Raw genomic sequence first — 20,580 nt, forward strand, 5'->3', positions numbered from 1 at the left:
AAAAAGAAGTAGGTGCTATCTCCTTCAAGTCTCACTACATATATACAACCGAACTGTAAAAGTTATCAGCTAGCAGCCGTATATTATGAAAGCAGACAAGAAGATCAGTCATATTCTAACTAAATATTTGCGCAGGCAAGAGAGCGTTGAGGAACGCAAAACATTGTACAAATGGTACGATGAGCTCAATCATGTGCATACAGATGTCGATCCAAGGTCTTCTCATAAACGGACAAAAGCAAAACTTTTGAAAGAAATTAATCCATCATATACCATCAGACCGCTATGGTATAAAATGGGTGCAGTAGCTGCTTTGTTGCTGATCGGGTATTTTGGTTATATGTATTATAATGCCCGGAACAGTTTCACTCCTATGGATGCTCAGGAAATCGCAGCTATAAGTCCTGGAGAAAATAAAGCCACTATAACGCTGGCAGATGGTAAAATAATAGATCTGAATGAGTTGGATCAAAGCCAAACGCTCCCAACTGGCAGCGGACTGTTTATTAAGGATGCTTCCGGTCAGGTTACATATGTCAATAAAACAGCATCTTCAAATCCGGGTAAATTAAACATACTAAAAACACCTAAAGCCGGACAATATAATATTATTCTTTCTGACGGTACCAAAGTATTTCTTAATGCAGAATCCAGCCTGACTTATCCCGAAACATTTGGTAGCAGCGATCGCATTGTCACCCTCCAGGGAGAAGGCTATTTTGAGGTAACTAAAGATCCGAACCATCGCAAGTTTATTGTAAAAACTGCAAAACAAACAACAGAAGTACTGGGTACCAAGTTTAATATTAATGCCTATGAAGATGAACCCGTCGTCAGAACCACACTTGCTGAAGGATCTGTCCGTGTAAATCCAACAAATAAAAACATCAGTCCGATAACCTTAAAACCTGACGAGCAAACTGTACTACAGACAAATAAGATGCTGAGTCAACAGGTAGATGCCAGCTATGCTATAGGCTGGACACAGGGACAATTCTGCTTTGACGGAACCAACTCTTCGGAGGTACTTAGGCAAATTGCGCGCTGGTATGATGTAGAGATCGAATATGCAAACAAAAATGCAATCACATATAGTGGGAAGATCCCAAAAAATCTATCGCTGGATAAACTTATAAAACTACTGGAGTTCGCAGATATAAACGTTCAGGCAGTGACCAATTTGCAAAACAAACGAAAATTAATCATAAACTAACCCTTAACTAAAAATGAAAAGAATGAAATACAACTACGAAACCAGCTAAACCAGACAGTAGCAGTAAAACAAAAAATCCGGAAAGTGCGCCAACACGATCCGGACCGATACGTTTAGCTGCTAAAAAAACAGTGGCAATTGTTTTTTCTAATTATCGAATAATTAAATTTTACATCTAAACTTAACAAAGTTAATGAAAATTAATCTAAACCGTCTTTCAAAAAAAGACGAAATGCATCCTGCTATACAGCGAAGCAAGGACGATATATTACCTACCTGTCTCTTTCATCAGCTCAGCAAAATGCATGCAAATAAGACACTAACAAGTATAGTTATGAAAGTGCAAATTATAGCTTTCCTGATGGGGATAGGGCTATTACAGGTACATGCTAATTCGTATGGACAAAACATCACGTTAAAGCACAATAGTATCACGCTGGAAGGCACACTCAAAGAGTTTGAGAAACAAAGTGGTTATGTCTTTTTCTATAAAAAGGCAGATGTAAATCCTGTAAAAAACCTTTCCGTTCATCTGGAAAAAACACCTTTAAGACAGGCTTTAAATACAATCCTCAAAGACGCTGGATTCAGTTATGAATTTTTTGATAAAACTGTGGTTTTAAAGAAAAGACCTGTACAACGGCCTCAGGTAATCATTAAAGAGAGTACGCTCATATCGATACCTCAGCAGGTCTATATCAGAGGAAAAGTAATAGATGAAAGCGGAAAGCCGGTAGCAGGTGCTTCAGTACGGTTGAAGTCAGACTCAAGAAAAGGCGTCATGACTACTCCAGATGGTGTATTTACGCTACCGATCACAGCAAATAATGAAACGGTAGTTATTTCATCTATCGGATTCAAGACCACAGAAGTAAAAGTTAAGCTGGAAGATTCTCCTATTACTGTTCGCTTAGAAAAATTGGAACAGACTATGAAAGAAGTGGTGGTATCTACAGGTATTTTCAAAAAAGAAGATAAAAGTTTTACCGGATCCTCCAGAACGGTTACAGCCGAAGAGCTCAAGCAATTTGGCAATCGCAATCTGGTTACCTCACTACGGAATATTGATCCTTCCTTTAATATTATTGAAAGTAACTCCTTCGGATCCAACCCTAACCTTATGCCGGAAATACAGATACGCGGTAATTCCAGTATTCCGAATGTCGGAGAAATTCAGAATGAATCTAATACACAACTGAATACCCCTTTAATTATTCTGGATGGTTTCCAGTCTAACTTAAGAACACTATTAGATATAAACGAAAATGATGTTTCATCCATCACCATTTTAAAAGATGCTTCAGCGACTGCCATGTACGGATCACGTGGAGCAAACGGGGTAGTTGTCATCACTACCAAATTGCCAAAACCCGGCAGATTAAGAGTGAGTTTTGGTTCTAACCTGAATGTGGAAAATGCGGATCTTGGCGGTTATCATTTACTGAAATCAAGAGACAAACTGGAGCTAGAGCGTCTGGCGGGATATTATAATTCCCCAAATGCTTCTACCGATGTTCCATTAAAACGTTATTATAATTTTATTCTGAATGAAGTAAACAGCGGTGTTGAAACCGATTGGTTAGCTCTTCCTCTGCGCACTTCTTACGGATTACGGAACAATCTTCGTCTTGAAGGTGGTGATGGTCAGTTCAGGTATTCTGCTGCGGTACAAAGCAACAATATTGCCGGAGTAATGAAAGGATCGGATAGAAATACATTCAACGGAACGATTACCCTCTCCTATACCTATCAAAATTTACTCTTCAGAAATTACCTGAATATAAACAATGCTAAAAGCAGTGAATCTCCTTATGGTGAGTTTTCAGACTATGTCAAACAAAATCCATACTGGCGTCCTTATGATGAAAACGGTAACGTAAATAAATTACTTGGAAATCCTGGAAACCGTGACTATGATCAATACTGGAGTACACTACCCACCAACCCATTGTATAATGCGACGCTGAACACGTACGATAAAAACAATTCAACTAAGATTACAAATAATACTTCTGTAGAATGGCGTATTATTCCTGAATTAAATCTGCGGGCACAAATAGGAATTACCAAAGAAAACATTCAGGGAGATCGCTTCAGACCAGCCGAACACACAGCATTTGCCAATTACTCAGGAGTCGATCTGATACGAAAGGGTGATTATAAATATTCCATCGCAAACGGATTTTCTTATGACGGATCATTGAATATGGATTTCAACAAAAAAATTAAAGATGTACATGCTATCTATGCAGGTGCCAGTCTGAACATGCGACAAGACGAATTCTCGACCTATAGTTTTATTGCTGAAGGTTTCCCTAATGCTAATCTGGATTTCATCACGATGGGCTTACAATATGCCAAAGGCGGAAAACCTACAGGTAATGAGCAATTTAACAGAGCTATCGGCTTCGTGGCGAATCTGAACTACATCTATGACAATCGTTATTTTGCTGATTTTGTATACCGCAGGGATGGTTCATCCCAATTTGGTGCCAATCAGCGATTTGCGCCTTTCTGGTCAGCGGGTATAGGCTGGAATATTCATGAAGAGGCCTTTTTCAAGGAGAATACTAAAGTCAACAGATTAAAATTAAGAGGATCTATCGGAACTACAGGTTCTACGAATTTTAATTCATATCAGGCAATGACTACTTATGCATACTTTACGGATGACCGTTATTTCAACTGGAACGGAGCATATTTATTAGGATACGGTAATGAAGATCTTAAATGGCAGCAAGCCTTAAAAATGAATATCGGAACAGATATAGAGCTGTTCAACCGCTATTTATTGCTGAACACAGATTATTATGTAGAAACGACCCGGGATTTGGTATCCTCCGTGAATACGCCTGCTTCAAACGGTTTCCCATCTTACACAGCTAATATAGGTCGCTTACGCAATAAGGGCTTTGAAGTTCGGGCAACTGTCTTTCTTAAAAAACAGGCTAATGGATTTATGTGGTCTGTCACAGGAGCAGTTCTCCAAAACCGCAACAAAGTTATAGAAACTTCGGCAGCGTTGAAGGAAGCACAAAAAGCTATACAAAATATGCAGTCAGATGCCCGACAAATGTATGTGGAAGGCTATTCCAGTAATGCCATCTGGGTAGTACCATCCTTAGGGATAGATCCAAGTACAGGCAAAGAGCTTTACCTTGGTGCAGATGGTAATCCGACATATACATGGAGAGGAAAGGACGTAATTGCTGTAGGTAACACAGACCCGGATTTATTTGGAAATTTCAGTACAATGATCCGTTACAAAGGTTTTGTTTTCAATACTTCTTTTCGTTACAGAATAGGCGCACAACAATACAACAGTACTCTAGTAGAGCGGGTAGAAGCGTCCAATTACAAATACAATATGGATGAACGGGTATTCTTTGAAAGATGGCAGAAGCCAGGAGATAATGTTCCATTTAAAGGAATTACAAACACGACTCCAACCTACAAATCTTCACGTTTTGTTCAGGATGAAAACACGCTCATCATGCAAAATTTTAATATTCAATACAATTTCGCTGGAGCAGCCTGGTTGAAAAAAATGCGCTTTGAGAATATCAATATTTCAGCCGATGTAGCCGAACCGATGTATCTGTCAACCATACGTAGAGAACGAGGCACTATTTACCCATTCTCCAGACAATTTTCCTTAAGTATTAATGCAACATTCTAAAAAATGAAAAAGAAATTAATAATCACCTGTATGGCAGCAGTCTTTTTGGTCAGCTCCTGCAACAAGTATCTGGATGTTCTACCTAAAACACAAATACCCGAGGAGGCTCTGTTTGATTCAGAACAAGGATTTAAAGATGCATTAGCCGGTGTATATATCAATGCTAAAAATGAAAACGCATATGGAAGACATTTAAGCTACGGAGCGATTGAGAGCATTATTTCCAGCTGGGATATCTCATCAGGTACAACTGAACAACAAATTGGACTATTCAATTATCAGGATGATAGAGTTTTAGCATTATTTAACGGCATTTTCAGTCAGCAGTACAGAACTATTGCTCATATCAATCAAATTCTGGAAAATCTAGAGTCCAGAAGAGCTGTATTGAAAACAAAGAACATGTACGAGCTTGTCAAAGCAGAATGTCTGGCTATGCGCGCTTGTGTGCATTTTGATCTGATACGTCTTTATGGCCCTATGCCTCTTGAGCCTTCAAAAGGTAATCAACTGGCATATGTCACTACTTTTGGAAAAGGGCTTAACGAACATATTTCTTACGATCAGTTTAAGCTAAGAATCTTTCAGGATCTGCAGGATGCGGAAGCCTTGCTCAAGCCCTTCGATCCAATTATAAAGTATAGCCTCACAGAGCTTCGCAGACCGAATAGCGGAGATTTCTTTCCTGACGATACGTATTTCGCTTACAGACCTCTGCGTATGAATTACTATGCTGTAAAAGCACTTGAGGCAAGAGCGCATCTATGGTATGGAGAAAAGGATCTTGCGTTTGCCTCAGCAAGTGAAGTCATCGAAGCAAAGGATTCAAACGGTACACCGAAATTCAAGCTTGGTACCGGTGCAGATTTTACAGCCAAGAATTTTGTGCTTACCGGCGAACAGATCTTTGGACTCTATGAAAATAACATGAATAAAAGCTATACAGATTATTTTGGCAGCGGCATGTATCGGAAAGGAACAACAACTACAACCATTAGCCGGGACCTCTATGGGAATACAGGAACTGATATGCGTGAGGCCTCACTATGGAATTTAATAACATTAACCAACGGTGCGAAATATTATGTTATTTCCAAATATCTGCCTCTGGAGCTCAACGCAACGTCAACCGATAATGACTACAAACAAATACCAATGCTACGGGTCAGTGAAATGTACCTGATAGCAGCAGAGGCAGCTCCATTTGCACAAGGAGTAGAATACTTTAAACAATTTCGTGCTGCCCGTAATATTTCACAGTTGGCTGTCCCGCAGAATGAGCTGGAACTGAATATCCAAATCCTTCGGGAATATAGAAAAGAATTCTACGCCGAAGGACAGGCTTTCTTTGCATTCAAACGTACAAATGCGCCCAAATCACAGATTTTATTTGTTCCAACAGCGGCTACAGTCAATTACCTTCTGCCAATGCCAACCGTAGAAATCACAAATCAATAAAAAAAATGAAGAACTATACATATTTTATTATAGTTGCTTGTTTTGTTATGGCAACTATTGTCTCCTGCCAAAAGGATCAGTATTATTATTTTAATGATGTGGCAAGAATTCAGTTCGGACCACCTCAGTATACCGGTAAAACGATATATTCAGAATACGCAGACACCACTAAGTCAGCTACGTTCTACTATGATGATAGTAATGTAAAGCTGGATACCGTATATTTTGATATATACACTATAGGGGGTATCAAGAATACAGACCGTGTTTACAAAATCCAACAATTACAATTAGCCGGACTTGACAATGCTGTACCGGGTAAACATTATATTCCATTTGATGATCCTTCCATTCAGCAACTCTATGTTATAAAAGCAGATTCTGTACATGCTCAGGTGCCTGTAATTCTGAAAAGAGATCCGGAATTAAAATCTAAAACATTGAATCTGGGAATCGTCGTACAGGAAAATGAGAATTTCAAGTTTGGTGAACAAACGAAGTTATGGCGTAAACTTAGTTTTACAGACCGGTTAAGTAAACCCGATGCCTGGACAGCTTCCATTAGTCAGTATTATTTTGGTCCATACAGTGTGGTCAAACATGCCTTTATGATTGAAGTCACTAATGAACGATGGGATCAGACATTTATGTCTAACCTTCCACTAGACGTCACTAATTATTACAAATCGTTCTTAGCAACTGCCTTAATCAATTATAATAAAGAGCATCCCACTAATCCGTTAAAGGATGAAAACGGTGTCATTATTTTCTTTCCTTAATCAGCTAAATATGAAAACAACAAATTTTTTATTATATGTAATAGGGGCTGTATTCTTGTTCTCTTGTGCAAAAGACAAAAGTAATTACAGCTATACAGACGGAGAGCTGATCACTATTGAAGGAGTCCGGGATAGCTATTCTCTCATTTCCCAGAAAGACACATTAAAATTGAATCCTACTATACAATCAAATAAAGAAGGAGAATTTGAATACCGATGGGGAATCTACGAGACTAATGTTCAGGGACGTACCGAACCGCTGGATACCATTGCCCGTACCAAAGAACTGAATTATTATATACAAGAGGATGCCAAAGACTGGATACTGGTATTTATGGTACGCAACAAAAAGACCGGCTACACACAATATAAGAATTCAACATTAACAGTTAACACACAGTTTACACGCGGGTGGTATGTGCTCAAGGATGACGGAACTCAATCTGACCTTGATCTCTTCTTAACACCGGCTACTGCCCTGGCGGAAGGAAAAGTTGAAGATGTATTTAGCCTTGTTAATGGCAAAAAGATGGATGGTAAAGCCACTTCTTTAAGCTTCTTCTCTGGGTACAAAAGCACGGTAACAGGTACATTAGGTAATACTCGCGCTATCATGGTTTCAACGGAACAGGACATACAGGCGATTAATCTCAATACACTCAGAACCATTCGTAATAAAGAAGATATTTTTTTAGGTGGTGCTCAGAGTGTAGGTCCTGCATCTGCTGTATTTATAGCCTCTACAGCCAATCATGTGATAAGTAAAGGACAGCTTTATAATATTAATTCCAACTCTCCAAACTCAGGACAATTCGGAAACAGGATAATGATAGATGCAAACAATTCGACATACGAACTATCAAAGTTCTTCTGTACCAGTACTAATGCTGATCCCATATTATTCGACAATATTTCAAGCTCATTCGTTACGCTGGCAAATGGCTCAGGATCTCTACTGACAAACTTCTCAACAGTTGCAAATGCTCCTGTTCCGGTTAAGAATAATAATAAAACAGCATTGTATATGGGATTCAAGAATTCCGTGTATTTACCTGCTCCAAACTATTATTCACAGGTGAAAGGTTATGGAGTTTTTCAGGACAAAACAAATCCTTCACTTAAAACTATATCCTATCTGGAACAGGATAAGTTGGTTTTAAAAATCACAAACGATACTATTGCCAGCTCCAGACAAATCTTTAATGCAACCCAGTACAGTTTACTTACGGAAGATGAAAACTTGCTATACTTTGCAAACCGCAATCAGCAGATATACAGCTATAACCTGAGTAATAAATTTGAACAATTACAATACGCACTTCCCGCTGGTGAAGAAGTGACATTCATCCGACACCTGAAATATACATCTACTGCTGATGTCGCTTTTAACTTCAATTTTGTAATCATCGGATCCAAAACAGGCTCAAATTATAAAATCAGAATGTTCAGAAAAAACTCCGGCAACCTGGAGTCTACACCTTTTCAGACACTAGAAGGAAAAGGTTCTCCAAAAAACATTATCTATATTTCACCAAGAGTAGCTGAAAACACTTTTCCAAATTCGTAATCTAATCTATCATGAAAAAAACACTTCTATTATTTATATCAGCCCTTTCCGGTTTAGTGACATTTGCCCAATCTCCTGTAGAAATAAAAGGTAGTCTGGAAAGAGAATTTCTTAAACCCGTCAAACTTTTTAAAGTCGTAGAAGGAAATGCAGTAGAAATTGCAGCTTCCACACCTCAGGGTGAAGGAAAATTTGGTTTTATTTTCTATCCCCAATACGAAGGATTATATGCTTTAGGAACAGGAAACCCAGGCAGTCCGAATGATAATTATAAATTCTATTTCAAACCCGGTGACAAGTTATCCGTAAGATTATTGGATTCCAGCTACGTATTGACCGGAACAGAAAACAGTAAAGAAAATCAGATCCTGACCCAATGGCATGATCTTGTCTTTCCATTAGAACAAAAAGCAATCAACTTTATGAAAGTGCAGAGTACTTTCGTGGATTTCTTCCCTGATCTGGAAAATATTACGGAGAAAGCAAAAGGATTCGCACAAGGCAAATCATCCGGCAACCCTACATTCGATAAGCATCTTAAGAACTACATGAGCAGTGATCTGGCTATGTATGCAACTAACTTTTTAAGTACACCCAGATCTGCACATCCGGCTACAGATGAACTAAGTCCGTTTTATGAAACTATAAAAGCAAAAGATTTTGCAGCAACCACCCAATTGGTTTATGAAAATCCCTGGGGACGTCGTCTCCTCTCCGGTATTATAATGCTCAATATGAAACAGGAAAAGATCAAATATGCTCAGGGAATACAGGGTATAAAGGATCAATTTGCGTTTTTGGCAAATGACACATTAAAGGGGGATGCTGTATTAGATGCGGTGAGCAGACTGAAAACATTTGAAGCCTATAAAGAAATTATGGATCAATATGGTTCTTTCGTAGTTACTCCTAGTCAGAAGAAACGCAATATGGATATTATGTCAGAGCTTGCTCAGCTAAAAGCCGGAGATGCAGGTTTGAATTTTGCATATCCCGATCCAAACGGAAAGACTGTAAAATTTGAAGATCTAAAAGGAAAAGTTGTTCTGATAGACGTATGGGCAACATGGTGTGGTCCCTGTAAAGCCGAAATTCCTTTTTTGAAAAAACTTGAAGAAGAGATGAAAGGAACAAACCTGCAGATTGTCAGCATCTCTGTAGATGAAGCCAAGGACAAAGATAAATGGGCTAAAATGATAAAAGATGAAAATCTGGGTGGTCTTCAGTTATTTGCTTCTGGATGGGGTGATTTAGCACAATACTACAAGATTAAAGGTATTCCCCGTTTTATGATTTTCGATAAACAAGGTAAAATTGTAACAACTGATTCTCCAAGGCCTTCTAACCCGGAATTGAAAACATTATTAAACAAAATTTTGCAACAATAAACCTGGTAATGGTACAGTCTGAAAAGTAAAATTTTCTTTTCAGACTGTATTGTTTTATTAATACCAAGAAAGCATATGAATCGTATTTTTTTCAGATCAGTATTGATCTTCATGCACTTGTTATGTTTAAACTTTGCATTTGCACAACAGGATCACAAACTAGTACAGCAAATCAGGCAGGCCTTTAAGGATAAGAATTCTGCTAACTTAAAGGTCGCTTTAGCACCTTCATTTTCTGTTGCCGGAAATACGCAAGAAGGAGCGTTGCGTTATCTGGATCATATTCTCTCGAGCTATCCGGCTCAGGATGTCAGATTTGTATCCATCAAAAAGCAAAATTCAGGACATAGAATAGCAATAGAAATCAGCAAAACAGATAAGAGCACGATACAAACAGCCTTGTATACCGACTCTGCAGATCGTATGCTCTATCTGGATCTTTTTGATCAGCTCTATGGTATGAATCGCTATCAGACATCTCGCTTACGGGCTAAAATACCTTTCGAAAATCACGAGGGAACAATAATATTATCGGTAAAGATTAATGATTTTAAACGTCCTTTACGCCTGCTGTTTGATACAGGAGCCGACGGCATGGCCGTCAGCCAACAACTTGCCGATGAAATCGGGCTTAAAGTAACCCGTCAGAATAACGCTTCTGTGGTAGGAGGCAATATGCAGATTCAGGTATCTGATAATAATACTATTTTCTTAGATACGCTGAAATTATCCGGTCAGGGTATTGCGATATTTCCGGAGATGCACAGGGAGACAGATGGCATCATCGGCAATAGTCTTGTAAAGCGATTTATCACAAAAGTTGATTATGATAAATCCGAATTGCTGCTCTATGATTTTGGAAATTATCAGTACGAACAACAAGGACATAGTATTCCTGTTGAAATGCCTGCAGGTTTACTTATTATCCCTGGTAATCTGGAGATCCGCCCTGGAAAATCCTATACCGGAAATTTTGTCTTTGATACAGGAGCATCCTATTCATTGATATGTTTCAGGCCTTTTGTCCGGACGAACAAACTACTGGTTAGCGGATTTAGACCGGAGTACCAGGGCACCACAGCAAGCATGGGTATGGTCTCCCCTACTTTTACCGGACGAAGTCACAGCTTTTCTTTTTCTCATTTACCAGCAGTACCCAATTTGCCCGTTACCCTCATGGCAGGAGGAGCTAATAACGAAAACTGGAAACCAGAATTTGACGGATCGATTGGTGTACGCCTGATCAGCAGATATAATTTCACCATCAATCTCCAGAACAGGGAGATATATCTGGAACCTAATCACCTGTATCCGTATCCTCAGGATTTTTCAATCGGCAGTTATCTGTTTGGATATGATTCGGACGGTACATTGCGTTTACTCAGTCTCGTGGGAGCAGAGGATGAGAAAGTAAAATTAACAACCGGAGAAGCTATCTCAAGTATAAATGGTATTGCGGCACACAGCTTCTTAAAGGATAAGACTGCTCTGGAAAGCATCTTAAATCTGGAAAAGGGTACAGCTATAGCTATAAAGCCGCAATCTGATACCGTTACAGAATCTTACACTATCAACCGATAATATGAAAACAAATTTCAAAAAACTTCATACACTTATTATACTGATGCTCTTCAGCACAGGGATATTAGCACAGCAGCTTAATGTTTTCAAAGGTTCATTTGATCAGTTAAAGGCGCAGGCACAAAAAGAAAACAAGCTTATTCTGGTTGATCTATATTTTGAAGGTTGTATGCCCTGCAAACAAATGGACAATGAAGTATTTCCTGATCCTAAAATCGTGTCGCTGTTAAACAAGGATTACCTGCTTTTCAAAACAGATGTATTTAAAGAGATGGAAGGAAAGCTTTTGTCCCGCAAATACGCTGTGAGTGGTTTCCCGACTTTTCTATTGTTAGATGCAACAGGAAAATTAATCACTATGGAATCCGGCTTTTATGCCGTTGATCGTTTTGCAACCTTATTAGAGACAACAAAAAAGCAGGCATCTAACAATATCTTCAAAGCTTTTGATACGGATCTGAACAAATCTTATCCGGATTTTTATTCTGCACGCTATATGATGACCGGACAGAAGTTTGAATCTTCAGTCGTAAAGGAATATCTGGATAAACAATCCGACCCCCTTTCTGAAGTTCCGTTTGTATGTATCCTGAACTCCAATATCTCACATTACAATCAGCTTGTATACAATCATCTTCCCGAATTACTGGAGCGCTATGGCACATCCATTCTGCAAAACAAGATCACAGCTATAACAAAGACTAATATTGTAAAATTTGGCAAAAACAATCAAAAAGACAGCTTGTTAGCCACGCTGGATTATATCAGACCCACTTACAATGAGCGTCTGTGGTCCGTATATTTACCCATATTTATTACAGATTACTACAAAAACGGCGGCCAGGCTACAGATTACATACAGCTTATAGAACATGTTAAACCCTTCGCATCATGGGACGCAGAAAGTAATGCATACGCCAGACTCATTATAGATCAGAAACAGCAAACCGAAGTTCTGAAAGCATTGGAATTAAAATACCGTACAGCGTTGAAAGAAACGACTACAAATGTAGCTGATCAATATAAATACAGTTTGATACAGGCATATCTCGGAAATAAAGAGGCTGCTATGGATCAGATTCTCAAATTAAAAAAGAGTCCGGTGAATGCAGATAAAAATCCGCTGATTTCTGCACATGCAATTACGGAGCTGGAAAATGCGATTAAGAACAATACTGTAATGGCATTAAAACCAGTCAATGCATTGACAACAATTCCTTACTCCTTAAACTAAAACAACAGTATAAATCATATGAGAACTTCCTTATTCATTCTGCTACTGAGTCTTCTGACCAGTAGCCTGATGGCTCAAAATGCCACTATTATCAATGGAACTGCAGACAAAAAAGCCTACGCAAAAGTATTTCTTTACAAAGTATTGAATGGTCGTCTGGTGGAAATAGCTACGGCTACGCCAGATTCATCCGAACGCTTTGCTTTCAAATTCACACCTGAATATGAAGGATTGTACGCAGTCGGCGGATCAGATGTCCTAAGTTTACGTCATGTATTTAAATTCTATTTTAAAGGAAATGATGAACTCAACATCCGTTTAGAAAAAGCAAATTATTCACTTTCCGGTAACAATAGTCCTGAAAATATTGCACTGACAGACTGGTTCAAGGCATCTTATTCGCTATTGGATAAATCCGTCTATTGGTCCACAATAAGTACCTACATGGATTTCTTCCCGGAAGTGGAAGAAATGTATACTCAACTTGACGCAATCAAATCACGTAATAAAACAGGAAATGCTAAATTTGATGCATTTTTTTCCAAAATAGTTGATTTTGACTTTGCTAATCTGGCTATTGGTTATCTGTATACACCTCGTTCTGCCCATCCAAGCAAAGAAGAACTTTCAGATTATTATATCCAGTTCAAATCAGATCCGTTTCTTTCGGAAGACTTGTTAAAGTTCCCTTACGGAGACCGTTTCATGACCAATTTAGTGTATAAAAAAATTGATCTGGCGAGTAAACCGACTTTCGAACAACAGGTAGAAGCTATACCTGTTGATGTCATCAAAGGACAATATGTATTAGCCCGACTTTCAGGTGCCCGCTCTTATAGTGATTATCAGGAAATGTATAACCAATACAAGCAGTATTTTATATTAAAGGATCAACAGGAACGTACACAAGCCATCGCTGTTAAACTGGCTGATACGAAAGAAGGTACACAGGCCATTGCCTTTAGCTATCCGGACATATCCGGTAAAAAAGTTTCACTGGCTGATCTGAAAGGAAAACTGGTATTGATAGATCTATGGGCAACCTGGTGTGGTCCCTGTAAAGCAGAAGAACCACATTGGGAGAAATTGAATGAACAGTTTAAAGGAAAAGATATTGCCTTTGTAGGGATATCTGTAGATCAGGACAAAAAAGCATGGGATAAATATGTTCCTGAGAAAAATCTAAAAGGTATACAATTGCATGCCGGTCCGGGAAATGATCTTTCAGCAGCCTATAAGGTAACGGGTATTCCCCATTACATATTAATTGATAAAAAAGGAAATATTATTACGACAGACAGTCCGAGACCGAGTGACCCTAAGCTTAAATCCCTGATTGAAACCTGGTTAGCCAGATAAAATTGAAAAAGGTGTCTGACAAATGACAGACACCTTTTTTATAACACAAAGAAGAAAGAGTCAGAAACTTTACAAACCTCTAATCTTCAACTTGATAATTCCATGTCAGCAATTTCTCCTGAAGTATTCTGGATATCTTATTAAAATATCTTTTTTGTTTATATCCCATTACCCATTGCACTCCGTGCACAGCATTTGTACAAAAGATCTCATCCGCCTGGCTCATAATCTCCGGGCTGATTTGCGCTTCTACCACTGCTATACCTTCATCCGCTGCCATATCCATCACTACTCTTCTCATTATTCCAGCAATACAACCTTCTGAAATTGCAGGAGTATATAACACCTTCTCATAAAAGACAAATATATTGGATGAAAGGGCTTCACAGAGATACCCTTCCTGGTTAAGTAACAATACTTCATCAAAACGATGCTTTCGCTTATGTAAGCCTGCCATGACATATATCAAAGCATTATTTGATTTGAGTTTAGAGAGATCACTGTATGGTTTACGGTATTCGGTATATAAATCCACAATCAGACCGACCTTCTTATCCCGTAGAGATTCGGGTATACGCACGATCTGAAGGACATAAGCCGTTTTATTAGTTTCCGGACCATACAGTCCTCCTCCGTCACGATAGACGATCAAACGGACCCGCACCTGCTGTCCCAGCATATTATTCTTACGAATCAGTTCTTCCGTCTTGGATTTGATAAAAAAGGCATCAAATCTATGTGCATCTTCCATATGCAACATACGGAGTCCTTCCTGCAAACGTTCAATATGAAAGGGCAAAAACCGGATATCTCCGTCTTTCCATAGCATAGTCTCAAACAGACCGTCACCATACCGGAAAGCTCTGTTATCTGCCGAAACGATAGCGTCGGATTCCGGCACAATCTTCCCGTTGCAATTAATATATGTTGTAGACATAAAAATTCTATATATAAATTAGTTGGTCTCCTGACCAGATGTCGTGGAGTACCCACGCCACTTCTCTAATGCTAAACGGAAATCTTCCGGTAATGGTGTTTCGAATGTTAAAAATTCTTTTGATTTGGGATGTTCAAATCCCAGAACCTGCGCATGAAGTGCCTGTCGTGGTAATAAAGCAAAACAATTATCCACAAACTGTCTGTACTTATTGAACACAGTACCTTTAAGGATACGATCGCCGCCATATGCAGCATCATTAAATAGCGGATGTCCTATAGATTGCATATGCGCACGGATCTGATGTGTACGCCCGGTTTCCAGCTGACACTCAATCAGTGTTACATACCCTAATCTTTCCAGCACACGATAATGAGTAACCGACCATTTTCCTTTCTCCGGATCGTCATACATCGTCATCACTCTCCTATCCTTGAGGTTGCGACCGATATAACCGGTTACTGTTCCATCTTCAGCGATATCTCCCCACACCATAGCCACATATTTACGAACAATACTATGATCGAAAAACTGTTTGGCCAGGTAAGTCATAGCCCATTCTGATTTAGCGATCACCAGCAGGCCACTGGTATCCTTATCTATGCGATGCACTAATCCCGGACGACCCGCATTCCCGGGCATAGTTGGCAACTGGTTGAAGTGATGCGTCAATGCATTGACAAGCGTACCGGTGTAATTATTAAATCCGGGATGAACGACCATGCCTGCAACTTTATTAACAACCATTACTTCATCATCTTCAAACATGATATCCAGTGGAATATCTTCCGGATATACCTCCGTATCTCTTGGCGGATCAGGCAATACAACAGAGATAATATCAAATGGCTTAACCTTATAACTGGATTTGATAATGTTGTCATTGACCAATACAGAACCTGCATCTATTGCATTCTGAATTTTATTCCGGGAGGCATTCTCAACCCTGTTCATTAAAAACTTATCGATACGCAGCAAAGCCTGCCCCTTATCTACTTCGATTCTTAAATGCTCGAACAACTCCTGCTCGTCCTGTTCCTGTATTGCTAAATCTTCTGCCATCGTACAAAAATAGCTGAATTCAGACAAAATCCTCTTACTTTTGTAAAAGTAACCGAATATGTTGGTCATTTGACACTACAGGCAAGGTTTAATGTTTTACAATGGAATTGACATTCAATTTTCACAGTCCTGAGGAAGAAATAATATCACCTCTTTATATTGAAAAAAATATAAGGGTCTTTGTCAAAAGGGATGATCTCATCCATCCTTATATTTCAGGAAATAAGTGGAGAAAATTAAAGTACCCTCTCCAGAAAGCACTTCAGCAAAACAAAAAAAAGGTGGTTACTTTTGGAGGAGCATGGTCTAACCATCTTCTGGCAACAGCTTGTGCGGGAGCTAAATTCGGATTCACAACACATGGCATTGTACGTGGGGATGAAGTAAATAATCCTGTACTTACACTTTGTCGTCTATATGGCATGACGCTGCATTTCGTCAGCCGCGATCAATATCAGGATAAAGCAGCTCTTTACCTGCAATATTTTGGAGAAGAGACCGACCATACATTCTTTATTGACGAAGGAGGATATGGCAGAGATGCTGCAGAAGGTTGTGCCCATATTATCGGAGAGCTGAAGCATGATTATGATCACATTTGCTGCGCTTCCGGCACAGGTACCACAGTAGCCGGATTACAACTGGGACTCCAAAAGACGAACCTGACTACTGTTCTGCATACTGTACCTGTATTGAAAGGTGGAGCATTTATTCGTGATGAAGTGGAAAACCTGGGAGTCGATCCTTCCGGAATACTACTACATACAGATTATCATTTTGGAGGCTATGCCAAAACTAAACCGGAATTACTGGACTTTATACGTGATTTCGTGTCCCATACCGGAATTATGATTGAACCTACCTATACAGGAAAGCTGTTTTTTGCGATAGATGATCTTATCCGACAGGATTATTTTAAAGCAGAATCCCGTATTTTACTTATTCACACAGGTGGATTAACGGGTTTTTTGGGTATGTATGAACGTTTCTAAACTTTAGAATCTGTTGTCATTCTGACTTATTTTTTGCGCTGAATTTTTATCATTCAATAACATGGATCACTTTTTCCCAAAACAATTCGTACTATACAGGCGTTTTATAACTATAATCAACAAAAAAAGTCTATGTCACAATCCTTATTCAAACAATTACATCAACAGTCTACACCTCTTTTATTAGGAAATGTATGGGATGCACATTCTGCTCAACTTGCTGAAAAAGCAGGATTTGCAGCATTAGGATCTTCCAGCCATGCGATAGCGAACCTTCTTGGTTATGAAGATGGAGAGAATATAGCCTTCGAAGAATTATTTTTTATCGTAGAACGCATTGTTAAAGCAGTTAAAATTCCTGTGTCTGTAGATTTTGAAGCAGGATATGCTGATGATCCGGCTACTGTAGCCAAATATGTGAAAAAGCTAAGCGATATAGGTGTTGCAGGTATCAATCTGGAAGATGGTCAGGTTGAAAACGGCAAACGCAGTCTTGGAAGTTCACAATTACTGGCCGACAAGATAAAGGCAATCAAATCTGTAACCGATATTTACATTAATGCCCGGACAGATACGTATGTTACCAAGCAGGAAAATGCGTTGAAGCAATCTATCGAGCGTGCATTGATTTATCAGGAAGCGGGAGCAGATGGAATATTTGTCCCTGTTATTGAAACAAAAGCAGATATTCAGCAATTTACAACCGAAGTAGCCCTACCATTGAACGTCTTTCTCACGCCTAACCTCCCACAATATGACGAATTGGGAGAACTTGGAGTAAAAAGACTTAGCCATGGTGCAAAGCTTTATGAATGGTTAATGAAGAAGGCTGAGGAAGAATTGGCTTCATTTAAAAAACACCCCGTACTCCCAAAATAAGAAATTAAAAAAGTTCTGCATGCTCTCCATATCCAATGTATGGAGAGCATTTTTTGTTTAAGTAAAAGCTTACGCATACCTTCAATCGAAGTCGTTCAAATCAAAGTTTATAAATACCATGTTATTAAGGTATTTTCTTCTTTTCATTATTCAGATTATTCCTTCCATATTATCTCCACAAATATATATACAGTTTCAATCTGCCTACATGGAGGAAATCCCTTTTAGCCATCAGGGCTTTTGTCAATTGTTTAGTACTTTGCCAATTTCCTCACCACTATAAGTCATTATGAAATTACTACTCTTCTGATCATCCAATGTCACACTTTTTAGATTTACAAGGTCAGGAAGAATTTTTAGAAGCTCTGATTTTACATTTATTTTAGGCTTGGAGGCACCAAATCTTTGGTTGGTAATACGTAATTGTTCCAGACCTTTTGCATCCTTCAATGCGCTCAGACCGGATAAATAATTCATACTTACCAAGGATACATCTTTCAAGTTTGTCAGTTTTGAAAAATTAAAAAGATTTTTTGATTTAAGATGAAATAGCATTAAGCTTTTTAAGCTTTCAAACTCACTCAAAAATGTCAGGTCCACAATACATGGAACTTCTGAAATGACAAGTTTTTCGAGTGATTTTATATTTGGGACAGTAAAGTCTTTTGTTTTTGATTTAAAAGTATCTATAGTAAGAGATTTTATGGATAGACTTTTTATGAAATCAAAATTTTCGAGACTTCCACCTGAAATTTGCAATTCTCTCAATGTCAAACATTCGGATACTGGGGAAAAGTCCTTTATGCTACCTGAGAGAGTAAGTCTTTCCAGGTTTGTAAAATTTTTCAGGAACTTCAGCGAAATCGGCTTGAAGAAAATCAGCATTAGATCCTTAATTTCTGATAAATCTCTGTCTTTAAGGATATCTAAATCTTTTACGCCGTTTGATATTTCAATTTCTAATTTATCGGTCATTTTCTTGCTAGGTTTTTGTGTTAGTGAACTTACAGGTCACTTATAAATATACGAAACTTTGTCATAAAGACAGCCCCCATAATAGAACACTTACCCCTCCCTATTCCGGTTCTTTATTTTTTCAAGTCTTCCTTTTTTAGTTATATACCTCCATATTTATAAACTAAAAAAGCGGTTATAAAGTCTTTATTTATAGCCGCTTTTTACTTACTGGTCTTTGGTACATTTTTACTCAGAATTTATTTTAAAAGAACAAATCCTGTTAAAAAAGTATTGCTTATTTTAAAAATTTGCTCCTGCAAATTTAAAGGGAGAAGTTACTTTAAATGAGCCGGAAGATTCTCCCGAATACGTTTCATTATGAGCAACTGAAAGCTTTAATACTTTCCCTTTCTCACTAAAATCTAATTTCTTCAAATCTACCCAGAATGTATTTGGAGTCAGGACTGTTTCGAAATAATAAACAAGATTTTTATGATCCGACAACGATCTCCATCGTGTAGATGATATATTAGGTTCTTGCTCAGAAGATATACCAAACGGAACAGAACAATTACGAATAACACTCATTACGCTTCCTACAGCTACTCGGGTATCATCTGTCTGCGGTATAGCTCCGAGATAAAATTTAGCCCTCGCAAAACGGTCCGCGGCACGGTTAGTACCCGGCAGCATAATATTTCCCGGAATAGAAGACCAGTAATTGCTTAACGCTAATTGCTGATCAAACACCGGAGAGTTAGTCATCACAGTATAGGAAGGGTCATGATGAATAACCAGTTTACCCTCTATATACTCAAAAATTGCATTATCACCTTTAGCATCGGATACAGAAAGATGTAAAGTTGTAAACTTATCGGTTCCTGGAATTACATCCGACACAACCACAAAATCATGCTTGCGCATCGCATTGACCACTTCTTCTACAGTGGCAAAGTTATCCAGCATATACTGCGCCCATGCAGATATAGCCAGTCCTTTCTTTCCATCTTTCGGATTAAATGTTTCATACTTTGATTCTACTAACCACAATACATTAGCAACCAATCCTTTTTCATTCATTCCGTCAGTAGTCGCAATATCAAAAGCACTGGTTATCAAACTACCGTATTGTGATGTCCACTCCAGCGAATATGCTCCTATTTCACCGTTTCGCTTCATACCTCTCGGAAAAACCCAAAGGTTAGCCGGAATATCATCCTTCCAGTCCATTGAACGGGCAGTTATTATAGTATTAGCGGGTCCTTTATAGACTAAACGTGTACATGCGTCAAGCGATGAGGGCAAAAGAGACAAACCACAAGCCAAACCCATACAAGCGAACTGAAATCGACGTAATGTTGACATTTTTTTATTTTCCATACTTTTTAATATAGTTTATTTAAATAATAGGATAAATACTAAGTTAAATGTTTTTTACTATTAAAATGTCTAAAAATATAAAAGAATAGCGATGTCTGAGGGATATCATTTATAA

At 38.5% G+C, this 20,580-nt stretch carries 15 protein-coding genes; 11 read left to right on the forward strand and 4 right to left on the reverse strand.

Annotation, left to right across the window (positions count from 1 at the left end; genetic code table 11):
- Positions 1 to 85 precede the first annotated feature (85 nt).
- The 9 genes from B4B65_RS20290 (at position 86) to B4B65_RS20330 (ending at position 14,258) form a co-directional block, all read left to right on the forward strand.
- Positions 86 to 1,213, forward strand: coding sequence for a FecR family protein (locus B4B65_RS20290; protein ID WP_293918358.1), 1,128 nt, complete (start codon positions 86 to 88; stop codon positions 1,211 to 1,213).
- A 193-nt stretch (positions 1,214 to 1,406) separates the two neighbouring features.
- Positions 1,407 to 4,892, forward strand: a complete 3,486-nt coding sequence (locus tag B4B65_RS20295; RefSeq protein WP_293918360.1) for a SusC/RagA family TonB-linked outer membrane protein — start codon at positions 1,407 to 1,409, stop codon at positions 4,890 to 4,892.
- Between the two features lie 3 nt (positions 4,893 to 4,895).
- On the forward strand, positions 4,896 to 6,350 hold the full coding sequence (locus B4B65_RS20300; RefSeq protein ID WP_293918362.1) for a RagB/SusD family nutrient uptake outer membrane protein: 1,455 nt from the start codon (positions 4,896 to 4,898) through the stop codon (positions 6,348 to 6,350).
- A 5-nt stretch (positions 6,351 to 6,355) separates the two neighbouring features.
- Positions 6,356 to 7,129 (forward strand): DUF4843 domain-containing protein, encoded by a 774-nt coding sequence (locus tag B4B65_RS20305; protein ID WP_293918364.1) that lies wholly within the window; start codon positions 6,356 to 6,358, stop codon positions 7,127 to 7,129.
- A 10-nt stretch (positions 7,130 to 7,139) separates the two neighbouring features.
- The gene (locus B4B65_RS20310) at positions 7,140 to 8,696 is read left to right on the forward strand and encodes a PKD-like family lipoprotein (RefSeq protein ID WP_293918366.1); all 1,557 of its coding nucleotides are present in this window, start codon (positions 7,140 to 7,142) and stop codon (positions 8,694 to 8,696) included.
- Positions 8,697 to 8,707: 11 nt separating this feature from the next.
- Positions 8,708 to 10,084 carry a TlpA family protein disulfide reductase gene (locus tag B4B65_RS20315; RefSeq protein ID WP_293918368.1) on the forward strand — a complete coding sequence of 459 codons (1,377 nt, stop codon included), beginning with the start codon at positions 8,708 to 8,710 and terminating at the stop codon, positions 10,082 to 10,084.
- 75 nt (positions 10,085 to 10,159) lie between these two features.
- The gene (locus tag B4B65_RS20320; protein ID WP_293918370.1) at positions 10,160 to 11,665 is read left to right on the forward strand and encodes a retropepsin-like aspartic protease; all 1,506 of its coding nucleotides are present in this window, start codon (positions 10,160 to 10,162) and stop codon (positions 11,663 to 11,665) included.
- A 1-nt stretch (position 11,666) separates the two neighbouring features.
- The gene (locus B4B65_RS20325; RefSeq protein ID WP_293918372.1) at positions 11,667 to 12,899 is read left to right on the forward strand and encodes a thioredoxin family protein; all 1,233 of its coding nucleotides are present in this window, start codon (positions 11,667 to 11,669) and stop codon (positions 12,897 to 12,899) included.
- Positions 12,900 to 12,917: 18 nt separating this feature from the next.
- Positions 12,918 to 14,258 (forward strand): TlpA family protein disulfide reductase, encoded by a 1,341-nt coding sequence (locus B4B65_RS20330; protein WP_293918374.1) that lies wholly within the window; start codon positions 12,918 to 12,920, stop codon positions 14,256 to 14,258.
- Between the two features lie 79 nt (positions 14,259 to 14,337).
- Here the strand turns inward: B4B65_RS20330 and B4B65_RS20335 are convergent, their stop codons facing one another.
- Together B4B65_RS20335 and B4B65_RS20340 are read right to left on the reverse strand one after the other, a co-directional pair.
- Positions 14,338 to 15,195 carry an aminotransferase class IV gene (locus tag B4B65_RS20335; protein ID WP_293918375.1) on the reverse strand — a complete coding sequence of 286 codons (858 nt, stop codon included), beginning with the start codon at positions 15,193 to 15,195 and terminating at the stop codon, positions 14,338 to 14,340.
- A gap of 18 nt (positions 15,196 to 15,213) precedes the next feature.
- On the reverse strand, positions 15,214 to 16,257 hold the full coding sequence (locus tag B4B65_RS20340; protein WP_293918377.1) for an RluA family pseudouridine synthase: 1,044 nt from the start codon (positions 16,255 to 16,257) through the stop codon (positions 15,214 to 15,216).
- A 101-nt stretch (positions 16,258 to 16,358) separates the two neighbouring features.
- On the opposite strand from B4B65_RS20340, the gene B4B65_RS20345 reads away from it, so the two are divergent.
- Positions 16,359 to 17,249 carry a 1-aminocyclopropane-1-carboxylate deaminase/D-cysteine desulfhydrase gene (locus tag B4B65_RS20345; RefSeq protein WP_293918379.1) on the forward strand — a complete coding sequence of 297 codons (891 nt, stop codon included), beginning with the start codon at positions 16,359 to 16,361 and terminating at the stop codon, positions 17,247 to 17,249.
- A 132-nt stretch (positions 17,250 to 17,381) separates the two neighbouring features.
- Entirely contained in the window at positions 17,382 to 18,128 is a 747-nt protein-coding gene (locus B4B65_RS20350) for an isocitrate lyase/PEP mutase family protein (RefSeq protein ID WP_293918381.1), read from the forward strand.
- A gap of 243 nt (positions 18,129 to 18,371) precedes the next feature.
- On the opposite strand, the gene B4B65_RS20355 is transcribed toward B4B65_RS20350, so the two are convergent.
- Both B4B65_RS20355 and B4B65_RS20360 read right to left on the reverse strand, forming a co-directional pair.
- Positions 18,372 to 19,103 (reverse strand): hypothetical protein, encoded by a 732-nt coding sequence (locus B4B65_RS20355; RefSeq protein ID WP_293918383.1) that lies wholly within the window; start codon positions 19,101 to 19,103, stop codon positions 18,372 to 18,374.
- Between the two features lie 282 nt (positions 19,104 to 19,385).
- Positions 19,386 to 20,465: a linear amide C-N hydrolase gene (locus tag B4B65_RS20360; RefSeq protein ID WP_293918385.1), complete on the reverse strand. Its 1,080-nt coding sequence runs from the start codon at positions 20,463 to 20,465 to the stop codon at positions 19,386 to 19,388.
- Positions 20,466 to 20,580 lie beyond the last annotated feature (115 nt).

It is taken from the genome of Sphingobacterium sp. UBA5789 (genome assembly GCF_002418355.1).
Classification (GTDB): Bacteria; Bacteroidota; Bacteroidia; order Sphingobacteriales; family Sphingobacteriaceae; genus Sphingobacterium.